Raw genomic sequence first — 18,990 nt, 5'->3', positions numbered from 1 at the left:
CCTTTCCTTTCTGGATTCAGCCCTGGTTGATGGCGCCCTGCGATCTGTCGAGTTCGACTTGCCCTTCGGTGACATGCGTCGCGGTGGGTACGACGCCCAAACGCTTCTGCGCACGCTTGTAAGCCCACGCGGTCAGCATCGGAGTGAGCACCGCCGTCACGATCACCGAGGCCGCTACCTGGATCGTCGCTGCCGGCGCGATCGCCGCGTAGCTGTGATCGGCAAGCGCGATGGCCTGGGGCGTACCGGCCGCGTTGCCGGCCGTGCTCGACGCTGCGGCACCCGCGATGCCGGAGCCGCCGAGCAGGCGGTCAGCGACAATGCATACGAAGCCGGTGATCACGAACACGGCGATCCCAAGGATGATGCCTGGTGTGCCGGCCGTGAAGACCGATTTGAGGTTGATACCCTGCCCCAGCGTAAAGGCCATGAACGGCACGATCAGCGGCTCGTGTTTGGTGAAGAAATCGCGCAGTTCGGCGTCGAGGTTGCCAAGTATCGCACCGGCGAAGATTGGTGCAATGACCGACAGCATCGTCAGCCACGGAATGTTCGCGAGGCCCGCGCCGACCAGCACCAGCATCGTTACGAAGGGGCCGGTCTCGATGCTTTGTGCCACGTACGTGCCAGAGTCTTCCTTATTGCCGAAAGTGCTCGTCAGCGCGAGGAACATCCCGCCGTTGGTGTCGTTCATGGCAGCGAGAATCGCCAGTGTCGACAAGCCGATGAGATTGCCGTGGAACAGGTGAGCGACTGCGAGTGCGATCACGATCGCAACGCCGACCTTAGCGAACAAGATACCGAAGCCGCGTTTGAGCATGGTCGGCGCAGCGCGCAGCGTCATCTTGGTTCCGACCGTAAACAGATACATAGCGAGCACGGTCGGGTAACCGACATTGGTCAGCGCCTGCGTGAACCCGCCGATCTTCAGCGCATTCGGAATGAAAGTATTTATTGCCATCCCGATGAACAGCGGCACGACCATCAGGCCGCCCGGCACTTTGTTAATAGCTTGATAAATGCGCATGATGCGTTCGTCTCCTTGGGTACTGCGTGAGTCCCTGGCGACACCGTCGATGCCGCCTCTCCTGGTGCTGCTCCGTTGTGTCCTCCGCGCGAGCGGGGCCGCCGCCTGGAGCTGGCAGCGAAAAGCCGAAATGTGTACCGGCTCGGCGTAACAAATTCGACCGACCAGCATTTGAATTTTGCATTCAAAATAATGTAGCAGATGATTCAGCTCAATCCAAGAGACGATTTTGCGCGAGATTACGGCGTTTACCCTAGCAGTTGAGCTCCAAACGAATGGACTCAGCATTGGCATATTGGTGCTTTGTATGCAATATGCGGCTGAGGTGGGTTCGACTGAGGGTTGCGGTGCAATTCCGGCACGTCGGCCTGTTACGCGCGAGTTTTTGACGACCACGAGCCAATGAGCAAGCTGAAAGATCTCAAGTGGTTGTTCAAGGGGGATGAACAAGGTACGCGCTAATGCGCTGCAGAGGATAAACGCGTACCTTGTTCATCCCCCCGCGTCCATCGCGAAGTTCATCGAGCGCAACTGGCAGCTCGCCCCGATCACGGGCCGCAGCCGCGACAATCTGCCCAATGCGAAACAGACCGGCTCGAACCCGTATGTGCCGGTCAACGCACCCGCGATCGGCGGTCTATTCGGCGCGTTCCACTTCGACCAAGGCGTGAGCGGTAACGGCAATCACGGCGATCGAGGCGGCAATGGCAACGGCAGCATCGCCAGCAACGCGCAAGGCCAGAACGGCGGCAAAGGATGGTGGCCGTTCTGAGGGCCTGAAGCCGGGAATCCGTGGTTTCGGAGCAGTCCAGACGCGGCGCGACGAAAATCGCGCCGCGTTTTTTCATGACGCAGGACCTGCGATGACTTCACTGTTCGAATATGCCCTCACGGGCTCTGGTGCAAATAGTCGATATGGACGAGATATTTTGTTATATAAAGGATACCTGATCAGGCAGACAGGACGGCCATCCAGACAGCGGGCGCAGCGGTATCTTTGAGGCGGAGTTTCGCGAGGCTAAATTGGCCCTTGCGAATTCGATGTACCAGTTCAATACCTGAGAGAGTGATCGCTGCGTTCCGGAAACGTTTGAAGCCGAGCATGACTTTCGTTCGGGACTTTATGTTGCGGTGGTCCTGCTCGACCAGATTACTGAGATATTTCGAGGATCGGACCTTCGTGTCCTCCGGCAGCAAGCCATCGGCCTTCATCTCGCGCACGGCGCGGTGCGAGGCGGCGTAGCCATCAAGCGTGATGGTCTTCGGCGGCTGGCCTTGATGTTTGATTGCCTTCCTGAAAAACGCTTTTGCCGCCTTCACGTCACGCCTGGCGCTGAGCATGAAGTCGACCGTCTGACCTGCCCGATCCACCGCCCGATAAAGATAGACCCACTTGCCGCGCAGCTTGAGGTAAGTCTCGTCGACACGCCACCACTGGCCGGTGGGCCTGCAAAAGCGGTTCCACGGTTTGACGAATTCCGGTGCAAAGCGACGCACCCAGCGCAGGATCGTCGTGTGCACCAGCGACAGACCCCGTTCCGCCATCATTTCGACCAGATCGCGCAGGCTGAGTTTTTAGCGCAGGTACCAGCGAACACACAGAATGATCACATCGCGGTCAAAATGACGGCCCGCGAACAGTTCCTCCAGACTTGCTCATCGGCGGCTCTCAATTCATTCAGACCGACACCTTAACCGATTCGCCCCCCGCTATTTGCACCAGAGCCGCCCGTCTCACCCAGGTCCTGGTGAACGTGCTCAGCAACGCCGCAAAGTACTCGCCCGATGGCAGTCACATCGCGCTGTCGGCTGTCATCGAGCCAGCGTACGGAGGCGATAGGACTGGAACGCCCGGTGCGCTGAGACTTACCGTCGCCGACGAAGGATACGGTATTCCTGCGGCCAAGCTTCCTATGTGTTTGACATGTTCACCCAGCTCGGCTCATGTTCCTCGACCCCGGATTCCGGTCTTGGAATCGGACTTGCGCTGGTCAGATATCTGGTCGAGTCTCACGGCGGGACCGTGACCCTTGCGAGCAATGACGGACGGACGGGAACGACAGTGACCGTTGTGCTTCCAGTGCTTGAACGCCCGAAGGATACCCTTCCGCTGCACCCAGAGGAATGCGTGAATGACCCGATGAAATGAGTTCTGCGCCGGTCTCCTGCCTCGCGAGATATGAGCGCTCCCGAGCGCCATCGGCCAGACCTGTAATCAAGACACGCGATGATGCAGGTCAAACTCGTGTGCGGATTGCGTGTAGCCGTACGCAAACGCGACCATGAAAACGGCCGACGGCAGCGTGAAGCCGAACCATGCGGCAAGGGAACCCAGAATGCCACCTCTCATGCCGAGCGCGTCGTTGACGCTCTTGAAGCCGTCGATATCAAGATAGCAGGCCGGTCCCCCGCGACTCATCCCCAGAGGACTCGACAGCGCATCGATTGGTTCGGCATGCTGAACCGGTCGGCTGATTGGGATACCGCGCTGCGAGTAAACATCGAACGGCACCCGCGCACGTGTTAGCTACTTGGGGCATTGCGAGGCAACCCCTGTCAAGCCGCCAAAGACCTTGTCGCTTTGCGGGGCGGAATGACTCCGTAGATTGTGCCGACACCTTCTTCCATGTGTTGGGCTGCAATGGAGCCGCTGGTAAGCGCGAAGAGAGAGCTGTTCTAGCGGCACGCTCAGCTTCTCCCGGCAACGAGCCGCCGAATCAGCTGTAAAAGTTTATCCGGCGAAACCGGTTTGCGCAGGTAGCAGTTATAAAGCGACGCCGCTCGGTCCACCGGGGGCGCGTCTCTGGATAGCAGAATGACCGGCATCCTGGAAGCCGGGTTGGCGTGCCGGAGCATCCGGCAAAAGGTCAGTCCGTCCACACGCGGCATGCGCCAGCCGGTTACGACGCTGTCAGGCGGCCGGCTGCTCGCGAGTTCGAACGCCACTAAACCGTCCAGCGCGGTGGTTACCTGGATGTTGCCCGGACTCAAGCAGAAGCCGTGCTTCGACGACCTCAGGCTCGTCGTCCACCAAAGATGCCCGGTTTATGAGCCTCTCCAGCTGGAGCAGTTGCTGCACCGCGCGCATGCGCCGTGCCTGGGACGCTCACCTATCGCCAGGCAATGACGCCTTTGCGAGGTCGCAGCATTCAGCGGCAAGCGACCGCGTCCCCGGCTCTCCTTGCCTGTTCCGTGTGCCCGAATCGAGGACCAAACAAGCGCAGCAGTCGAGCGCTCAAACGGTACAGACGCGCGCGGTGTTGAAGAAGCCAGTGTGTATCCGCGTCACATCCTGGGGTCATCTGCGTCGTCGGCCCAGGCCGCACAAGTCCGGTTCCGTCCTCGCCGCTTTGCTGCATAAAGCGCTCTATCTGCGGCCGCAACCAGATTAAGGCTGTCGCCGCTACCGCCCGGTCGTTGCGCCGCCACTCCGCAGCTGACTGTGACAATGCCGACGGGGGACGCGACATGCGGAATCTGGAGACTTTCAATGGCTTGCCGGATACGCTCGGAAACTACACGCGCTCCGTCCAGGTCGGTGTCCTTCAGAATCAACGCAAACTCGTCCCCACCGTAACGCGCGACTATGTCTGCAGGACGTTTCGCCGAGGATGCAATAGCTTGCGCTACCGTGCGCATGCATTCATCGCCAGCCTGATGACCGTATCGGTCGTTATAGCTCTTGTATCCGTCGATATCGACCATGACAATCCCGAGGCGACTGCGGCCATCTTTCGAGAATTCCGGCTGCGATTGAAGTGCCAGTTCGCGGTCGAAGTACCGACGGTTAAAAACGCCGGTCAGTCCGTCCCGGAAGGCAAACGCATGCAATTGACTTCGCTCATCTGCGAGGCGTTGCTCCGCCGCCCAGCGCTCCGTAATGTCGTGCGCTGTCGCCGTCAGTGCCTGGGGCTTGCCGCGAATCCCTTCGATGACAGGGCGAAGATACATTTCCATCCATAGGACTCGACCATCCGTGCGCTGGAAGCGAATCACCCGGGAAGCCTCTGTCGCCCCCGTCGCCATGCTCTCAATTGCTGCAGCAAGGGCATCGCGGTCGTCGGACAGCACCAGGTCCGGGAGGTGCAAACCGACAAGGTTTTCAGGGGCAATTCCTATCACCGCCGTAGCGCGTGGCGAAACGTACGTGAGCCTGCCATCGGGCGCCATGCTCATGACGACATCGGTCGCGTTCTCTGCCAGTATCCGATATCGCTGCTCGACGTCACGGAACATTGCAAGGAGGCGGCTACGCCGCGCCTGCGTGGCGCTGATAGGTACTGCAATGCCCAACGCAGCGACGAGAAAAAGTTGCAGCTCAAAGATTCGGCTTTGCATGCCCCCATAGGGAAACGTCGAGAACGGTCCCGACCCGCGAACGGTGAACGACGCCGCAATTCCCAGGCACAGGAGCAATCCAACCATCAAGCCTGCGAGGTCTGCCTGAAACGCCAGTAGCACAATGGGTGGGAGCGCCCAGTACAACAGCGGAAAGTGGTTTTGCCCGAATACGGCCGTCGTGATGATGCAAACCAGGAGCAGGAGGCACCCTGTCTTCCGCCGGCGCTCGCCACGCAGCAGTTTGGTCACCTCCCCGGTCCAGAAGACGACGGCAGCGGGCGTCAATATGGCGAGGCTCAAGGCATCCGAGAGGAACCAGTTGCGAAAGTTTTGCAGCGGGTGGCCGACTGGCTGTCCGTGCAGCATGGCGGTCACAAGCAGTCCGGACACAACCGGTGCGAGCAACAATGCACCGGCCATGAATTTCAGGAGAGGCTTCAAACAAAACAGCTCGCCGACCGTTGAGATAGCCGGGGCGAACGCCAACGCAACCAGCACCTCGAGGAGGTTGGCGCACGAATATGAGACGGACACAGATAGACGTTCACCAACCAGAAGGCTGGCGCTCAGATAGCCCAGTACGCCCCCGGCAAACGCCCACCATCGCTGTCTGTGCGGTGCCACCATCATTTGCGCAAGCAGGGCGGCATTGGTCAACCAGATTGGAGCGATTTCTCCGGCCGTCGCCTTGAGCGCCCTGCTGACAAGGCTCGTCACCGTCGTCACCGCCAATGCGAGCACCATGGCCCGGACAGTGCTGGCCCAGCCTGGTGACAGCATTGCTTCGACCCGTGCGCTCAACCGGGTAGGCGGCTTCTCGGATGGCTGCCCCACTTGTCTTCTCTCAGGTTCTGGTTATTGCGAACGCGGGCGGACGCTTCCTTGAATCGCGTTGTTCGCTGGGACTATTGCGAAAGAAGCACCAACATGCAACTACAGGTCGACCTCAAGTTGTCCCCGGCCACCGTTGGTGCGAATTTTCCATCAATTCAGTGCGTACCGTTGGTTCCGTATCAGCGGAAATCTGTTCGGGAAACTTCCACGTTTACCCGCAGTAGCTGCTTTCGGTTCAATGCAGGAAGTGCGCCTCGACAGCGTGCTCGTGCGTAACCTCAAATCCAATTGCTTACCCGGATACTGTGCGGAGTACCCCAAGCATGCTCAGTAGCGTAGGGAATTGCCGCTGCTGTGCAAAACATTCGCCAGGCCGACTCAGACAAGAACCTTCAGAATAACTGTCGAACCGGCGTTACCAGCGTGCGCTATCGAACCCAGGAATTACCTGTGTGTCAATGAGTAAAGAAACGTGATGCATAAGGCACGCTGGAGTTCCCGCGCGTCGCACTTTCCCGTGGCCGCCTCGCGCTCTCCAACGGCAAAATGTCAAACTGGGAGCGCCAGCGGAGAATGACGAATTCCGGCAGGCGCTACACAAAGGAGAAACCCCGGCAAACGTTTACCTGATTAACGGAATCAGACCGAGTGGCCAGGACGCGTCGTTCGACACATACATAGTTATCCTTGAGGACTTGTCTGGCCCCAGATGGTGTTCAAGCACGCAATCTCCATAGTGATGCCCAATGCAGGAACCGGGCCCTAGTCCGCTTCCCAACGCGGAAGACAATGAGACGAAGCCTCGCGCGCGTAGTGCACGCGTCCCGCGCACAACTGCAGCACTCCAGCTTTCGCACGCGCCCCAGGAGTAGGTTGTTTGCATTCAATGGAAATCTTCAGCCTGGCTGTACCCAGGTTTCTGCTCGGACGGCTCTGCACGTTCGCCGGCGACGCCCCGTACGGCGCACCGATTTCATTCATACAGAAAGGGAACATGCGTTGCTACTTGTTCTGCTACGAGGAGCGGACAAATGGCTAACGTGCTGCTGGTTGAAGACGACGCTAATCTGCTTCGGGCACTGGGCACCCTGCTTGTTGTTGAAGGACACCGCGTGCGACGGGCCGAAAATGGAACGGAAGCCCTCAATGCTGCGTCGGTCGAGGCTCCTGACATCATCGTGACGGATGTCATGATGCCGGGCATGGACGGCATAGCGTTGGTGCGCAGATTGAGAGAGCGCCGTTACTTGCGCATATCCCCGTAATTATGACCACCGCCATCAATATCCCGCCTGTTCTCCCGGGACAGGCTTTTCTGCGAAAGCCATTTTCAACAGTCGAACTGGTCGAACTGATTGACAGGCTTCTTGCATAACATTCCTGGCTAGCCCCGCCGAGAGGCGGCTTGACGTCGCTCCGGAGTTTGTCAATGTCAGGGCGTTGTTTCTCGTCTCAGTTGGTGCCCGTTATCGGCTCGCCACGATACGCACCACAACAGACGAAAAAGCGACCTCTTTCGCCGCGCTCGCAAGTTCAAATTGCCTTGAGAGGCTCGCGCAGGGGAACGATATCTCAGACACACGCTTGGCCGCCGCCTCATATACGTGAACAGACAGAAGAAAGCGGGAACACCCGTTGCGGTAATCGAAAGCAACGGGAGATGACATTGCGCGTGTGCTCTTAGTGGATGACGATGCGAACCTTCTTCGGACACTCGAGACGCTGGTTTACGCCAATCGCTTCGCTTTTTGGACTCAGTGGCATCCCTTGCAGACATTCACCAGTCGCCCGGATGACGGCAGGGGCACGCTGGGTCGCCAACGCCCACTCGAGCGACGATAAGTCCTGCGACCTGTGATGGACAGACAGTCCGATTTGTTTGGAGGGGACATGAAGACAGTATCTATCAACGAACTGCGTCCGACCCAATTGACGCATGGTCTGCGCGAGATACGCCAAAAGACCCAGTTCTACCAATCGCTTTCCCGCCATGACCTTGAGATGGCAATTGCGGAAAAGCCTGTCCCTCTCGTACTTGGTCTGGACGGTTCGCCTTTTGCGATTGACCATCATCATGTCGCAACCGCTTTGTGGCGCGCAGGGATAAAAACGATGCCTGCCGTGCTGGTAGCTGATTTCTCATCGCTCTCGTATCAGGAATTCTGGTTGTCTATGGAAGACCGCCGCTGGGCCTATCCGTACGATGCCGGAGGTCAGCGCAAGAGCTTTTCTGAAATGCCCGACCATATTTGGGAGTTGGCTGACGATGAATATCGCAGTCTTGCCGCATCGGTCCGTGACGCCGGCGGGTATGAAAAAACCACCGTGCCGCTGGAAGAATTTCGCTGGGCGGACCTGTTTCGCTCCTATCTGCCGTACCCAGGAACCGATGACGAATTCGCGTCGGTTCAACGGCAGGCGCTCAAGCTGGCAAAGAGCAAGGCCGCTGCGGGATTGCCAGGTTACGTTGGTAAAGCGATGCCGTAGGCGACCGAATATCGCAAATTGTCATTCGGCGGAAAAGAGCAAACCGTGCTTTGCCGAGCAACTCAAAAAAGTCCGCGGCCGAGTTCAGGAGTCGAGAACAGGAGTTAGACATGCAGGCGCTCATTGCAATCTTCGGTGAGGGAAAGGACCTCTCTTCCTTGCAAATGGGAATGCGAGCAGCAGCGACGTTTTTCGCCGCGCTGGCTTTCATTCGGATATCTGGACGACGGTCCTTTGGCCAGCGGTCACCGTTCGATTACGTCGTTGCGATCCTGCTAGGGGCGACATTGAGCCGCGCAATAGTCGGAGCTTCGCCGGCAGTTCCAACCCTAGTCGCCTCGCTGGTTATCGTCCTCGTGCATCGTGCGCTGGCGTGGGCATGTGTTCGGTCTCGAGCGCTTGAATCCTTCGTAGGAGGAGTTGAGCGACAGCTATACCGGGACGGGAAGTTCGATGAACGGCAAATGGTAGCCGCGCTCGTCTCGCGAACCGACGTCCTGGAGACAGTTCGCCAGGAATTGGGGACTGACGCATTGGATAGGGTGAAGGGCGCAATTCTTGAGCGCAACGGTGAGATAAGCATTATTCGCAAGCACGATGTGTGAAGCATGTAACCTGCCCCGCAGCGAGGTTGCCGGGCCCCGCGTGGGAATCTGATTGCGTTCAACTTCCTCGGCACCCATTCAGCAGAGCGCCTATGGCGGACCAAATGTCTATTTCGCCCTAGGGGCCTCAAGGTCTGCGTCTCCGGCTCCTGAAGCCTGGCCGCAGGGATATCAAGGCCACTGGCACCGCGCTCGCCGGTGAACGTATCCGTTCCCGCCGGCACGCGGTGACGGCCGCAAATACAGGACTGGAGGGAACAGCGCGCAGCTTATATCAATGGTGCAAGGTGACTTGTCACCTGAACTGCGATAGCCGAAACAAATTGGGCTGCCAGAGTTATCAGACGATGTCTGCGGTCGACCTTCTGAACCGTCGCTAATACTGGGCAGCGTATGGTTGAACTTCATGAAGGGACCATATCACTTCAGAGTGAAGGAGCGGGCACAGGCACCGTTGTAACGCTGCGTTTGCCAATCCTCCGTACGGCATCGGTGCCTGCCCAACCAGAACCGACTGCTGAGGCTTTGGCGCTTGTCCGGTACGCCTTCTTCTGGTTGATGACAATCAGGACGCTTTGCTTTCGCTAGGGATACTGTTGGAGCTCGAAGGGCACATTGTGACCACTGTGAACAATGGACGTGACGCGATTCGCCTGATGACGGAGATATGGCCGGAGGTGGCAGTTGTCGATGTCGGAATGCCGGATGTGGACGGCTTCGATGTTGCGCGCGCCGTTCGCTCTGACCGGAACCTGGATAACATGGCTCTAGTGCAAATAGCGGGGGGCGAATCGGTTAAGGTGTCGGTCTGAATGAATTGAGAGCCGCCGATGAGCAAGTTGAAGAGTCTGGAGGAACTGTTCGCGGGCCGTCATTTTGACCGCGATGTGATCATTCTGTGTGTTCGCTGGTAGTATTCCAGGCCAATCGGAATTATATGAGGAGCTTCCTTCATCTGCGTGACAGTCCTGCGTCCGAATGCACGGCACGACCTATCGACTGCTTCGCCATCCCGGACAATCTGCGCGGCCGCCGCGGCGTCCATCCGCTCGAACGCATCCAGGGCCTTGCGCAGAGTCATCAGGACCAGCTCGCCGGACCTTTTTTGCTCGGTCGTATTGATGGCGTGTGCCCCGCCATTCTCGCGAATTCGGGGTTCGGATGATCTGCATTTATCGACGACGTGTTCACAATCGCACCGCCCTGCTTCATGTGCTTCACCGCGGCCCGCGTAATCCTGAACATTGCGCCGATGTTGGTATCGAAGGTCTTGTCCCATTCCTCGTCGGTGATTGCGTCGAGCGACGGATAGGTCTGCACGCCGACAACCCGCCGCGCCGGCGAAGCCGATTCGCAACCTTTCGTGCCTCGTCACCCGCGCGTTCAAGATTGGTGACACTTAGAGGCAGCCATCAGAAATCGCAGGTCACGCGGCGAGCATCACGCAAACAGCCGCCAGCTCTGCCGGCTGTCCAGGCCGCTTCATCGGCACTTGCTGGCCGAACTTCTCGACCTTTTCCGGCGGCATCGTCGATGGAATAAGTGGTGTCCAGATCGGCCCCGGGGCCACGCAGTTCGCGCGAATACCCTTTTCCGCAAGCAATTGCGCAAGACCATCTGGTACGCGGCGTTGTTTACGAGCACGTCGAGCCGCCCAAATGCCTCGACCGCGCGTTCCACTATCTCGTTGCAGTGCTCGCGGCTCCTGATATCGCCGCGCAACAGCACCGCTTTGCGTCCAGCTTCTTCGACCCACCGCCCGGTTGCGCGTGCATCGTCGTCTTCGTCCAGATAGGCTATCAATACGTCGGCGCCTTCACGCGCAAACGCGATAGCGACGGCACGGCCGATGCCGCTGTCGCCGCCAGTGACGATCGCCGCCTTGCCGGCGAGACGGCCAGACCCCTTGTATGAGTGTTCGCCGTGATCCGGCCTGGGCGTCATGTCGGCGGTGCGGCCGGGTGTCTGGTTCTGCTGCTGCGCCGGCATAGGCGGTGTGGGGCGTTCGGTTTCAGTCATGACGATCTCCTGGTGAGTGGTTCATTGCTCCGATGTACGGTTCACGTAGTGCCGCAAACGACTGTCACGGGCGAGCAACCCCTGGGCCCGGGGCGTTCGTCGGGGCGAGGCATTCTGGATACGGTGGTTTGCGCGAACCCGATGCCGTCGGCGCGCTGAGAAATTGCCTGCTCCTTCAATCGGCCAGAAACAACCGCAACGAATGTGCTGTCCTTCCGACCGGACGGCCTTTAGCGCGGTTCGCTGTTCGAAAAGGGAAAACGCCGGGCGCCGCTTATCTGCGTATCGGACTTCGAGGTTCGCGGATTCCTTCGGTCACGAAGGCCCACGAGAGATCCTCCGCATGGTACCGAACAGTGACCGTGCGACGGGTCTCGCGCCATGCATCGGCAGCAGTCGGTCGAACCGGACGGTGGGAGCCGCATCCGATTGTCAGTAATCTGCATGCCGCATGACGGCCGCCGCAACCATCGTTAGCCGCAATCGCCTTTATGCGCGCGTCGGAGTGAAACGGGGACCCGCCGTAGGGCGAAATCGGCCCGGGGAACATCAGGTAACAGTGGCCACGTCGGAATAGCGAGACTACGGCACCCGCGCTGCTTTTTCCGTCAGTTGGCGGCGACAGCCTCCGCCGTGCCTGCGAGGCTGTCAGTTCACGCGAGGTCTCAACCGCCGCCGATACCTTGCTGCATTTTCCGGTGCCCCCGCACGCCTTGCACTGCTCCCCTTCTATTTTCCCTCGATGACAATCTGCCCCGCGAGCGTCGCCGTCACGGGCGAATTAAGCCCCGAGGCGAGCAGCGCAAGCGCGAACAGCGTCCGATGCAATGCCGAGCCCGAGCAACGGCGAAAGAAGCCTGTAGGGCGTTGATGAAGAGCGCGAGCATGAGCCGATGGTGCTGTCCGCCGTGGCCCATCTGATCGCATCGCGCCGTCCCCTCGTCGTTGCGCGCTACTCGCTGCGACAATCAGGATCGCCGTGTTTCATGGTACCGGCCATATGGACGTCGCCGAAATCGGTAAGGTCACGACCGACGAGTGCAGATACAGCTTGTGCGGCATCACCGTCGCACCGATGATGCCGATTGCGACATAGAGCATCTCGCGGTTGGTCACGATTCCGGCAAGGGCACGAAGCCCCGCAGCACAGCCATGACCGGCGGTGCCGCCGCAACGATCTGCACCGCAAAGCACACCGCGATCACGAGCAGCAGGGCGATCACGAAGGCTTCGAGAAAGCGGAAGCCTTTGTTCATCAGGAGCAGCAGCAGAAAGGCGTCGAGCGCGGTGATGAGCGCGCAGCCCATGAGCGGAATACCGAAGAGCAATTGCAGCGCAATCGCCGTACCGATCACCTCAGCGAGATCGCATGCGATGATCGCCACTTCGCAGGCCAGCCACAGCATGAAATTGACGGGCCTCCAATAATGCGCGCGGCACGCCTGCGCGAGGTCGCGCCCAGTCTCGATCCCGAGGCGCACCGACAGCGCCTGCAGCAGGATCGCCATGAGATTCGACAGCAGGATCCCGCGAGCAGTGTGTAGCCGAAGCGCGAGCCGCCGGCAATGTCGGTTGCCCAGTTGCCCGGATCCATATAGCCGACGGAGATCATGTAACGGGGGCCCGCGAATGCGATGTTTGGTCAGGCGGCACGCCCGGGTGACGAGATCAGGTAACGACTGCATGAGCGCAAGAGCCGCGGTCACCGCGACGCCGTATGGCGAGGTGGATGCCGGCGCGCTGGAAGCACTGCAATCGGGCTACGACACGACGCGTATGCTGGGCGCCGTGGGCAGACTCGATGAGGTACGTACCAGCCTTTACGACCCGGAAGGCCTGCGCGACGACCTGTTGCGCCTGCACCGCATCGCCCATACGCTCGTCAACGGCGGCGGCCTGACGACCGGCACACAGGACGAGTCCTTCGTCGATCAGGTGACGGACGTCATCGACCAGATAGATCAACACGTTGCGGATCTGCCGGGGATTCGCGACGTACTTCGGCCACTGGAGACACTTCGCCCGGACGGCACGGATTTTTTAAGCGGCAGTTGAGTGGCTTGCCAACGGATCTAACGGGAGCTCGATCGGGCGAGCGGACGGCCCGCGAACGGATCATTTTTGCAGTCTGCACCTGAAACCGCGCTCGCCTGCGAGGACGATCCGGAAACTTCACCCTGATGACACCTCGAAGTGGCTATGGACTGGCCCGCACTGATCGGCTGCTTCAGCCATTGCGGCATCGCACCTTCACCACTCCAGTTCTCGCCATGCGCGCTTCGGTAGCGGCCCGCTGCCGGCTCAGCCGCAAGTGTTGCGGCGAGATCATCCGCGCTGATTCCAAAGTCCTCCATGCGGTGGCGGAGGTAGGCAATCATACTGTCCCGTTTGCGTTCGTCCATGAAACATGTTTCCTGTCGGGTAGGTATCCAGTATTTTTTTGAACTGCAGGCGGCAACGCGGGAAATGCTGGTCCACTCGTCACGGGTTACGGCGTCAAACTATTCGCTAGGATCGAGAATGACATCGATTGAGGCCAGGCCAGCGATCTGCGCAACGAAGTAAGCCCAACGCTGCGAAAACGGGCCACCGCGAACCTTGATGCGCTGGCCGGGCGTAGTCACTCCCGTGACGTGAGGCGGTCCTTCAATGCAAAGCCACGCGTCAAACATATCTTCCGACGTGGGCACGAGGTCGACACAGATCTGAAACCCGCGATACTTCAGCGTTCTTTGCATACAGTCCTCCACGATCCGGCTCCGGCCGCTGCTTTACAGGAGCAGAACCGCACCCACGTAGCTCTTCGTTGCATCCTTGAGTTGTTGCGCCGCAGCCTGCACGTGGGTGGGCAGTTCGCTCAGCGCAAGTTGCGTGACGATACCCTCCAGCCGCCTGCGCAGCTCTATCGCCAGTTCCATCACACTGGCGTCGCCAACACGCCGGCGATTGCTCTGCCTGGAACTCACCGGCGAGCAATCCACAAGACGATCGACCCGGCGGAAGTAGGCCTGGGCTGCCAGACGGTGCCTGGCGTGGAGTGAAGCGATATTCGACTTTGACAGGCAATCCTTGACGACATCGGACTTCATGCCGAAATGGATCTGCAGCGCGTCGGCTGCATCCGCCCGGTGAAAACACGCCACCTGGTCGAACAGTGTCTCGCCATCCCCATCGATCAGATCGATCCAGACCTCGCCGTCTTCGGGTGCCTGTCCGGAAGGATAAATCACCCGTTCGTCCTCATTGGCAGCGGCGAGCATCCGGTGGCCGTCAATATCATCGACCGTCATTTCGAAAACCTCGACCAGTTCTCCGCTTACTGCGACCTGCATGACCAATAACGCCATCTCTGCTCCTTGTGATGCGATTGACGGGAATAGCGTTGTGTCGATCATGCGACCGGATCCCGTGATCCGGTTGAGTGACGTTCTGATGGGCGCGAGCCCGGGCGCCCTTGAGGCGCTTCACTGCGACATTGTGTAACGGGTATAGCGGTTTAACTGGTGTGACTGAGCGGGTGCGACAGGCAGGGTGTGCCGTCACACGTAGCATAGCTTGGGCATCCTGCGTGCGCGTCACCGACGACGCCTGGGCGAGGAGCTAAAGCGGTCGCAGGAATGACACCGCTCCATCCGGAAGCAGGCGATATGGTTGTGTATCGTGGCGATCAGGCTGGGCTCTGTACCAGCGTCCGGTCGATCCTCGATCGCCGCCCATCTGCCGCTGCTATCCAGGGGTGTTGCCGACTTAACCGCGTCTATCGACCCAGCCGCGCGCCCAGACCGTGGCGTGCCCAACAGCCTGTATTTCGCTATCGAAATAGTCGAGCGCATCAAACTTGTATGACGCTAGCTCAGCACTCCGGGCGTCACCTCTCGTGAGAAGCAGGTTGGCGGCAAACCAGCCGTCCGGCAAACGGTGAGCGGACGGGGAAACTGAATAACCGTTGTACTGGTGAATATGTTTATTGTTTTGCATAAGCGATAACCGGACGACGCCCGCACGACAACGATGCCGTGCAGGCGAATAAATCGAACGCGGGGCGAGACGGATCGTGTCAGAAAGACAAATGATGTGCACGTTCAAACGTGGCGATCAGATCGGGAGCGCATTGGCTCCGCGAGGATACAAGTCAGGCAAACATGCAAAGGGCCGAAAAACCGGCCCTTGAGATACTTTACTGCGGCGAGATGTTCGACGCCTGCATGCCCTTCGGGCCGCGCTTTGTTTCGTAGCTCACTTTCTGGTTTTCCGTGAGCGTCTTGAAGCCGTCGCCCCGAACTTCCGAGAAGTGGGCGAAGAGATCATCGCCGCCTCCGTCAGGAGTGATAAAACCAAAGCCTTTGCTATCGTTGAACCACTTAACAGTACCGGTATCCATGAGATTCCTTGAGATAAAAATAATAGCTCCGTTGCGGAGCGACAAAAACTTCAAGGAAGAGGAGAGGATAACGAGTACCGCGCAAAGCAGGCGGAAAATGGTGATCAGCAATCGAGCTTCTTGAATATTTCGAGGGTCACAGTATAGTGACACAGCAATAATGTCAACGCTTTTCGCGCTTCGCCCTCGTCAGGTAGCCGGGAATGATTCAGCCCGTGATTCCCAGAATGACGAATTCAGCGAGTGACTTCACCTCGGCTGGCTTCGCAACGTGGAGATCGAAGCATGCCTGATAGCATCTGGCGGCGACCTCGCGTGGCGGCATTGCTCCAGTGACCGCAACGAGTAGTGTCCGTTTGCCTGAACTCTCGGTGCTCCTCACGTGTCGCGCCACCTCATATCCACTGGCGCCCGGCATATCGATATCGAGAATGACCGCGTCGGGTTGCCACGTTGAGAACCACCGGAGCGCGGTGATGCCGTCAGTGGCGGTGCGCACCTCGAAATTGTGGGACTCGAAAAACACGGCGGCTGCTGCCATTGCATTGACGTCGTCGTCCGCAAGCAGAAGTTTTTTGGGCATAGGAGGCGAAAAGTGCCGGTGGCGAAAGTGCAGTGCGGAGCGTTCAAGTCAACGCACGCGACGACTTCGCCGGCTTGAATTGCTTTAAGCGCAATCGGTTTTGTAACGTACCCATGGTTTCCAACGCCGAGGCGTAAGCGCGGGCGCGTATGGGAATCATGGGTTCCTGGACTGCCGCATATGCGAGGGATGCTTACCTGTCGTTGCGCCTGGGTCGACCGGCGCGCCATATGGCGCTTGCCACAAGGCTTAGGGCCGCAACCGCTGCCAGAGTCATGAAGGGATTCGTGGCTGGTGTCTCGCGCACTGCGCTCACTGCGTCGGCGCGAAGTTGCTGCGCTTTACCGGAGAGTTCGCGCACCTTTCCCGCCAGTTGCGCCGCGGAGTCGCCGGCTGCGCCCCGAACCTCGCAAGCGACTTCCCGGACCGCACCTTCTGCCTTTCCCGTGTGCATTTGATGCTCCGTTTAGCTAAACATTTTTCAAGCGATGAAAGAGCAGGCTCGCTGTCGCGCCGCCGGCTGCAACGACATTCGCGTATTCACGAGCGGCGGTTTTTTTTTCTGGTCACGCGACGCATCTGGACCTGCGCGGCGCCCGCTGGCTTCCTTCCTCGTCACCCGCTGACTGCGATCTCGATGAGCCGCGGTTGCCGCTTCCTTCGCTTCTGCTGGAACTTCTCATTTGCCGGCCAATTATTCACTGATTGAGCCCCCGCCAGCCGTCCCCAGCGACAGGGCGATCAGCGGGCATGCATCGGCAGCCGGAGCCGGCGTCAGGGTCCACCTGGTGCGGGTCTCCTGCGCAGCGCCTCGCCGGTCCACCCCGCCAGATGTGCGGCTTTCGCGAGGCGCGTCGTACGCAGGCGTTTATCTCATGCTTTGGCCCGATCCGGCAGCACTTCGCGTTGCCCAGACATCGGATGAACGCGGCACGTCATCGTGCTGTACTTGAGGAACGTTTCGCCGCTTGGCATGGTTGGACTGTCACTGCCGCACGCGATAACGTTATCTAATAAGGATGACTACGCGTAAGCCATACAGGTAGCCTACGCCCGTCAACTTGACACCCATTAGTCGGCCGGAGTCAAGGTACAAATCTCTTCCCCCTTGCGATTGCCATGTCGATATGTTTTTCATCGACATGGCAATCGCAAGGACGCTTGTGGTGCGTCTCCTGTCTGCATGATCAGTATCGCATCCGGTTTCTCAAAGCTGGTTGCGAAACGGATCGCACCAGACACCCATCTGGATCAAGCATGCCGTGAGGTAAGTCACGTGTGCCCTGGCGGCCATGGCCGCCCCGGAGAAACGTTGGTGCCGGACGAGGTCCAAGGGGTTGGTCAAAGCCGTGGCTGTTGCGTTTGCAGCGCCAGTCAAACGTGGCTCCCCGCCCGGGCGACCCGATTGCTTGCAGACAGTCGGTGAGGTGAAGCAAAGGGAAGACCCAATCAAAGCCATGGCTGTGCACCAGTCAAGTTACCGGGTTCGTTCCCCTTGCATCACCTGCTAGCCAAAACAGCGAACTGTCTCAAATGGTTTGTGCTCCCGAAGCATGTGATAGCAGGCGCGGGCCAGCTTGTGCGCCAGTGCCTTGATCGCAACGATGCCGTTGCGCATTCGCTTCTTGCGTTCGTAAAAGCGCCTGGCTTGCGGACACGTACGGATCGCGAAGTTGGCCGCTTCGACAAACGCCCATGCCAGGTAGCGGTTCCCGTTCTTCGTGTTGCCTTCGCCTTTCTTCCTGCGGTTGCTTTCGCGCCTGCTGTCCACGCAGCGACAGTAGGAACTGAAGTGGCCAACGGTGGCAAAGCGCGAGATGGTGCCGGTTTCCAGCATGATGGTGGTCGCCAGCACTGGACCAATGCCGGGCACCGTGTTCAGCAGCGCGTAATCCGGATTCAGTTTCACCTGCTGCGTGAGTCGCTTTTCGACGATCTCGATTTGCTGCTGAAGCGTTTGCAGGACCGCTAGGTTGGCCCGGATCGCGAGCGTTACGTCGGGCGCAAAACTGAATCGGCTCACCTGCGCGCCATCGAGGCGCTTGACCTGCGGCCCGTGCATCTGAGAACCAGTATGCCGCGCGAACAGGTTGCCGATCGCGAGAATCTGGGCGGTGCGGCACTGCACGAGCTGCATCCGTTTGCGTGCAAGGTCGCGTACCTGCCGTCCGTCCGCGGGGTAGATGTAGCCTTCGGGGAGCAGCCCCAGACGCAGTAATTGTGCGAGATGGGCCGCATCGGTGAAATCACCACTGTATTTCAGCCCCTCGTACTGCCTGATCGCTGCGGGGTTGGCGAGATGAACATGATATCCATCCGCAAGCAGTGCATCGACCAACCAGTACCAGTTGTACGTCGCCTCAATGACCACGCCTTCCAGTTCTTCGCGATGCGGCGCCAGTGCGGCGCGGATCTGCAACGCGTCGTTTGGCAACCGCCGCTGATAGACGATGTGGTCCACCTCATCGCTGACCACGACCACACTGTTGTTCGAGTGCAGGTCGATTCCGCTAAACTTTTTCATGCCGGCCTCCTGTGCGTCACGTTGGTGTCGCAACCCTGACTCTACGCCAGCCGTCCTATCGGAACGGCGCGAGGCCGGCTATATGATTATCAGAGCCGTTCACGCCGGTTCATGGGAATACGACAACGGTGAAGGCGCACTGAGACCGCAGGCGAATCGTACCAACGCCTTTGCGACAGCCTGAACGCC

The 18,990-nt window shown here is 59.2% G+C and carries 21 protein-coding genes and 7 pseudogenes; 10 read left to right on the top strand and 18 right to left on the bottom strand.

Going from position 1 to position 18,990, the window contains the following annotated elements; translation table 11 throughout:
* Positions 1-16: 16 nt before the first annotated feature.
* Positions 17-1,027, bottom strand: coding sequence for a 2-keto-3-deoxygluconate permease (locus tag RI103_RS37465; RefSeq protein ID WP_310819768.1), 1,011 nt, complete (start codon positions 1,025-1,027; stop codon positions 17-19).
* Positions 1,028-1,469: 442 nt separating this feature from the next.
* On the opposite strand from RI103_RS37465, the gene RI103_RS37460 reads away from it, so the two are divergent.
* A complete protein-coding gene (locus RI103_RS37460) occupies positions 1,470-1,799 on the top strand; it encodes a hypothetical protein (protein ID WP_409077087.1) in 330 nt (109 codons plus the stop codon).
* A gap of 179 nt (positions 1,800-1,978) precedes the next feature.
* On the opposite strand, the pseudogene RI103_RS37455 reads toward RI103_RS37460, so the two are convergent.
* Positions 1,979-2,677, bottom strand: a pseudogene (locus tag RI103_RS37455) (IS6 family transposase).
* 98 nt (positions 2,678-2,775) lie between these two features.
* Here RI103_RS37455 and RI103_RS39850 point away from each other — a divergent pair.
* Positions 2,776-3,176, top strand: a pseudogene (locus tag RI103_RS39850) (sensor histidine kinase).
* A gap of 66 nt (positions 3,177-3,242) precedes the next feature.
* Here the strand turns inward: RI103_RS39850 and RI103_RS37445 are convergent.
* From RI103_RS37445 to RI103_RS37435, 3 genes are all read right to left on the bottom strand, one after another.
* Entirely contained in the window at positions 3,243-3,446 is a 204-nt protein-coding gene (locus tag RI103_RS37445; RefSeq protein ID WP_310819795.1) for a hypothetical protein, read from the bottom strand.
* A gap of 269 nt (positions 3,447-3,715) precedes the next feature.
* Positions 3,716-3,973 carry a response regulator gene (locus tag RI103_RS39845; protein ID WP_409077094.1) on the bottom strand — a complete coding sequence of 86 codons (258 nt, stop codon included), beginning with the start codon at positions 3,971-3,973 and terminating at the stop codon, positions 3,716-3,718.
* A gap of 339 nt (positions 3,974-4,312) precedes the next feature.
* Positions 4,313-6,112 (bottom strand): diguanylate cyclase, encoded by a 1,800-nt coding sequence (locus RI103_RS37435; RefSeq protein ID WP_310819661.1) that lies wholly within the window; start codon positions 6,110-6,112, stop codon positions 4,313-4,315.
* Between the two features lie 569 nt (positions 6,113-6,681).
* Between RI103_RS37435 and RI103_RS37430 the strand changes: the two genes are divergently transcribed.
* From RI103_RS37430 to RI103_RS39840, 5 genes are all read left to right on the top strand, one after another.
* On the top strand, positions 6,682-6,939 hold the full coding sequence (locus tag RI103_RS37430; protein WP_310819767.1) for an RNA chaperone Hfq: 258 nt from the start codon (positions 6,682-6,684) through the stop codon (positions 6,937-6,939).
* A gap of 294 nt (positions 6,940-7,233) precedes the next feature.
* Positions 7,234-7,467: a response regulator gene (locus RI103_RS37425; RefSeq protein ID WP_310819660.1), complete on the top strand. Its 234-nt coding sequence runs from the start codon at positions 7,234-7,236 to the stop codon at positions 7,465-7,467.
* A gap of 625 nt (positions 7,468-8,092) precedes the next feature.
* A complete protein-coding gene (locus tag RI103_RS37420; protein ID WP_310819659.1) occupies positions 8,093-8,689 on the top strand; it encodes a ParB/Srx family N-terminal domain-containing protein in 597 nt (198 codons plus the stop codon).
* 110 nt (positions 8,690-8,799) lie between these two features.
* Positions 8,800-9,294, top strand: a complete 495-nt coding sequence (locus RI103_RS37415; protein ID WP_310819658.1) for a YetF domain-containing protein — start codon at positions 8,800-8,802, stop codon at positions 9,292-9,294.
* 575 nt (positions 9,295-9,869) lie between these two features.
* Positions 9,870-10,106 carry a response regulator gene (locus RI103_RS39840; RefSeq protein WP_409077086.1) on the top strand — a complete coding sequence of 79 codons (237 nt, stop codon included), beginning with the start codon at positions 9,870-9,872 and terminating at the stop codon, positions 10,104-10,106.
* A 59-nt stretch (positions 10,107-10,165) separates the two neighbouring features.
* Here the strand turns inward: RI103_RS39840 and RI103_RS39835 are convergent, their stop codons facing one another.
* From RI103_RS39835 to RI103_RS37390, 6 genes and pseudogenes are all read right to left on the bottom strand, one after another.
* Positions 10,166-10,339 carry a hypothetical protein gene (locus tag RI103_RS39835; protein ID WP_409077093.1) on the bottom strand — a complete coding sequence of 58 codons (174 nt, stop codon included), beginning with the start codon at positions 10,337-10,339 and terminating at the stop codon, positions 10,166-10,168.
* 107 nt (positions 10,340-10,446) lie between these two features.
* Positions 10,447-10,608: pseudogene (locus RI103_RS37405) on the bottom strand (SDR family NAD(P)-dependent oxidoreductase); the annotation flags it as partial.
* Positions 10,609-10,634: 26 nt separating this feature from the next.
* Positions 10,635-10,725, bottom strand: a pseudogene (locus RI103_RS39830) (phosphate transport system regulator PhoU); the annotation flags it as partial.
* Positions 10,721-11,313: pseudogene (locus RI103_RS37400) on the bottom strand (SDR family oxidoreductase). The pseudogenes RI103_RS39830 and RI103_RS37400, both read right to left, overlap by 5 nt.
* A 735-nt stretch (positions 11,314-12,048) precedes the next feature.
* Positions 12,049-12,426, bottom strand: a pseudogene (locus tag RI103_RS37395) (divalent metal cation transporter); the annotation flags it as partial.
* Positions 12,426-12,821, bottom strand: a complete 396-nt coding sequence (locus RI103_RS37390; protein ID WP_310819657.1) for an Nramp family divalent metal transporter — start codon at positions 12,819-12,821, stop codon at positions 12,426-12,428. The pseudogene RI103_RS37395 and the gene RI103_RS37390, both read right to left, overlap by 1 nt.
* A gap of 175 nt (positions 12,822-12,996) precedes the next feature.
* Here RI103_RS37390 and tnpC point away from each other — a divergent pair, with 175 nt between their 5' ends.
* Positions 12,997-13,368, top strand: a complete 372-nt coding sequence (tnpC, locus tag RI103_RS37385; RefSeq protein ID WP_310819656.1) for a Tn3 family transposase post-transcriptional regulator TnpC — start codon at positions 12,997-12,999, stop codon at positions 13,366-13,368.
* A 17-nt stretch (positions 13,369-13,385) separates the two neighbouring features.
* Here tnpC and RI103_RS37380 read toward each other — a convergent pair whose 3' ends face one another.
* From RI103_RS37380 to RI103_RS37355, 6 genes are all read right to left on the bottom strand, one after another.
* Positions 13,386-13,715, bottom strand: coding sequence for an H-NS family nucleoid-associated regulatory protein (locus RI103_RS37380; RefSeq protein ID WP_310819655.1), 330 nt, complete (start codon positions 13,713-13,715; stop codon positions 13,386-13,388).
* Between the two features lie 99 nt (positions 13,716-13,814).
* Positions 13,815-14,051: a hypothetical protein gene (locus RI103_RS37375; protein WP_310819654.1), complete on the bottom strand. Its 237-nt coding sequence runs from the start codon at positions 14,049-14,051 to the stop codon at positions 13,815-13,817.
* A 33-nt stretch (positions 14,052-14,084) separates the two neighbouring features.
* The gene (locus RI103_RS37370; RefSeq protein ID WP_310819653.1) at positions 14,085-14,708 is read right to left on the bottom strand and encodes a hypothetical protein; all 624 of its coding nucleotides are present in this window, start codon (positions 14,706-14,708) and stop codon (positions 14,085-14,087) included.
* Positions 14,709-15,060: 352 nt separating this feature from the next.
* Complete coding sequence (locus RI103_RS37365; RefSeq protein ID WP_310819652.1) at positions 15,061-15,291, bottom strand: hypothetical protein; 231 nt, start codon at positions 15,289-15,291, stop codon at positions 15,061-15,063.
* A gap of 199 nt (positions 15,292-15,490) precedes the next feature.
* Positions 15,491-15,694, bottom strand: a complete 204-nt coding sequence (locus tag RI103_RS37360) for a cold-shock protein (protein ID WP_310819766.1) — start codon at positions 15,692-15,694, stop codon at positions 15,491-15,493.
* A 208-nt stretch (positions 15,695-15,902) separates the two neighbouring features.
* Positions 15,903-16,277 (bottom strand): response regulator, encoded by a 375-nt coding sequence (locus tag RI103_RS37355; RefSeq protein ID WP_310819651.1) that lies wholly within the window; start codon positions 16,275-16,277, stop codon positions 15,903-15,905.
* A gap of 331 nt (positions 16,278-16,608) precedes the next feature.
* On the opposite strand from RI103_RS37355, the gene RI103_RS37350 reads away from it, so the two are divergent.
* A complete protein-coding gene (locus RI103_RS37350) occupies positions 16,609-16,986 on the top strand; it encodes a hypothetical protein (RefSeq protein ID WP_310819650.1) in 378 nt (125 codons plus the stop codon).
* 116 nt (positions 16,987-17,102) lie between these two features.
* A pseudogene (locus RI103_RS37345) lies at positions 17,103-17,291 on the top strand (IS6 family transposase); the annotation flags it as partial.
* A gap of 493 nt (positions 17,292-17,784) precedes the next feature.
* Here the strand turns inward: RI103_RS37345 and RI103_RS37340 are convergent.
* Positions 17,785-18,801, bottom strand: coding sequence for an IS110 family transposase (locus tag RI103_RS37340; RefSeq protein WP_310819649.1), 1,017 nt, complete (start codon positions 18,799-18,801; stop codon positions 17,785-17,787).
* Positions 18,802-18,990 lie beyond the last annotated feature (189 nt).

Origin of the sequence: Paraburkholderia sp. FT54, assembly GCF_031585635.1 — a bacterium.
GTDB lineage: Bacteria > Pseudomonadota > Gammaproteobacteria > Burkholderiales > Burkholderiaceae > Paraburkholderia.
Note: the sequence above shows the minus strand (reverse complement) of the source record. Positions and strands in the feature narration are given on the sequence as shown.

Bases quoted from the DNA above. Each gene is read 5' to 3' on its own strand.
- RI103_RS37380 (WP_310819655.1), bottom strand. From the start codon at position 13,715: ATGGACGAACGCAAACGGGACAGTATGATTGCCTACCTCCGCCACCGC.
- RI103_RS37445 (WP_310819795.1), bottom strand. From the start codon at position 3,446: ATGAGTCGCGGGGGACCGGCCTGCTATCTTGATATCGACGGCTTCAAG.
- RI103_RS37355 (WP_310819651.1), bottom strand. From the start codon at position 16,277: ATGCCCAAAAAACTTCTGCTTGCGGACGACGACGTCAATGCAATGGCA.
- RI103_RS37435 (WP_310819661.1), bottom strand. From the start codon at position 6,112: ATGGTGCTCGCATTGGCGGTGACGACGGTGACGAGCCTTGTCAGCAGG.
- tnpC (WP_310819656.1), top strand. From the start codon at position 12,997: ATGAGCGCAAGAGCCGCGGTCACCGCGACGCCGTATGGCGAGGTGGAT.
- RI103_RS37360 (WP_310819766.1), bottom strand. From the start codon at position 15,694: ATGGATACCGGTACTGTTAAGTGGTTCAACGATAGCAAAGGCTTTGGT.
- RI103_RS37425 (WP_310819660.1), top strand. From the start codon at position 7,234: ATGGCTAACGTGCTGCTGGTTGAAGACGACGCTAATCTGCTTCGGGCA.
- RI103_RS37390 (WP_310819657.1), bottom strand. From the start codon at position 12,821: ATGGCGATCCTGCTGCAGGCGCTGTCGGTGCGCCTCGGGATCGAGACT.
- RI103_RS37365 (WP_310819652.1), bottom strand. From the start codon at position 15,291: ATGCAAAACAATAAACATATTCACCAGTACAACGGTTATTCAGTTTCC.
- RI103_RS37415 (WP_310819658.1), top strand. From the start codon at position 8,800: ATGCAGGCGCTCATTGCAATCTTCGGTGAGGGAAAGGACCTCTCTTCC.
- RI103_RS37465 (WP_310819768.1), bottom strand. From the start codon at position 1,027: ATGCGCATTTATCAAGCTATTAACAAAGTGCCGGGCGGCCTGATGGTC.
- RI103_RS37420 (WP_310819659.1), top strand. From the start codon at position 8,093: ATGAAGACAGTATCTATCAACGAACTGCGTCCGACCCAATTGACGCAT.
- RI103_RS37370 (WP_310819653.1), bottom strand. From the start codon at position 14,708: ATGATCGACACAACGCTATTCCCGTCAATCGCATCACAAGGAGCAGAG.
- RI103_RS37375 (WP_310819654.1), bottom strand. From the start codon at position 14,051: ATGCAAAGAACGCTGAAGTATCGCGGGTTTCAGATCTGTGTCGACCTC.
- RI103_RS39835 (WP_409077093.1), bottom strand. From the start codon at position 10,339: ATGGACGCCGCGGCGGCCGCGCAGATTGTCCGGGATGGCGAAGCAGTC.
- RI103_RS37340 (WP_310819649.1), bottom strand. From the start codon at position 18,801: ATGAAAAAGTTTAGCGGAATCGACCTGCACTCGAACAACAGTGTGGTC.
- RI103_RS37460 (WP_409077087.1), top strand. From the start codon at position 1,470: ATGAACAAGGTACGCGCTAATGCGCTGCAGAGGATAAACGCGTACCTT.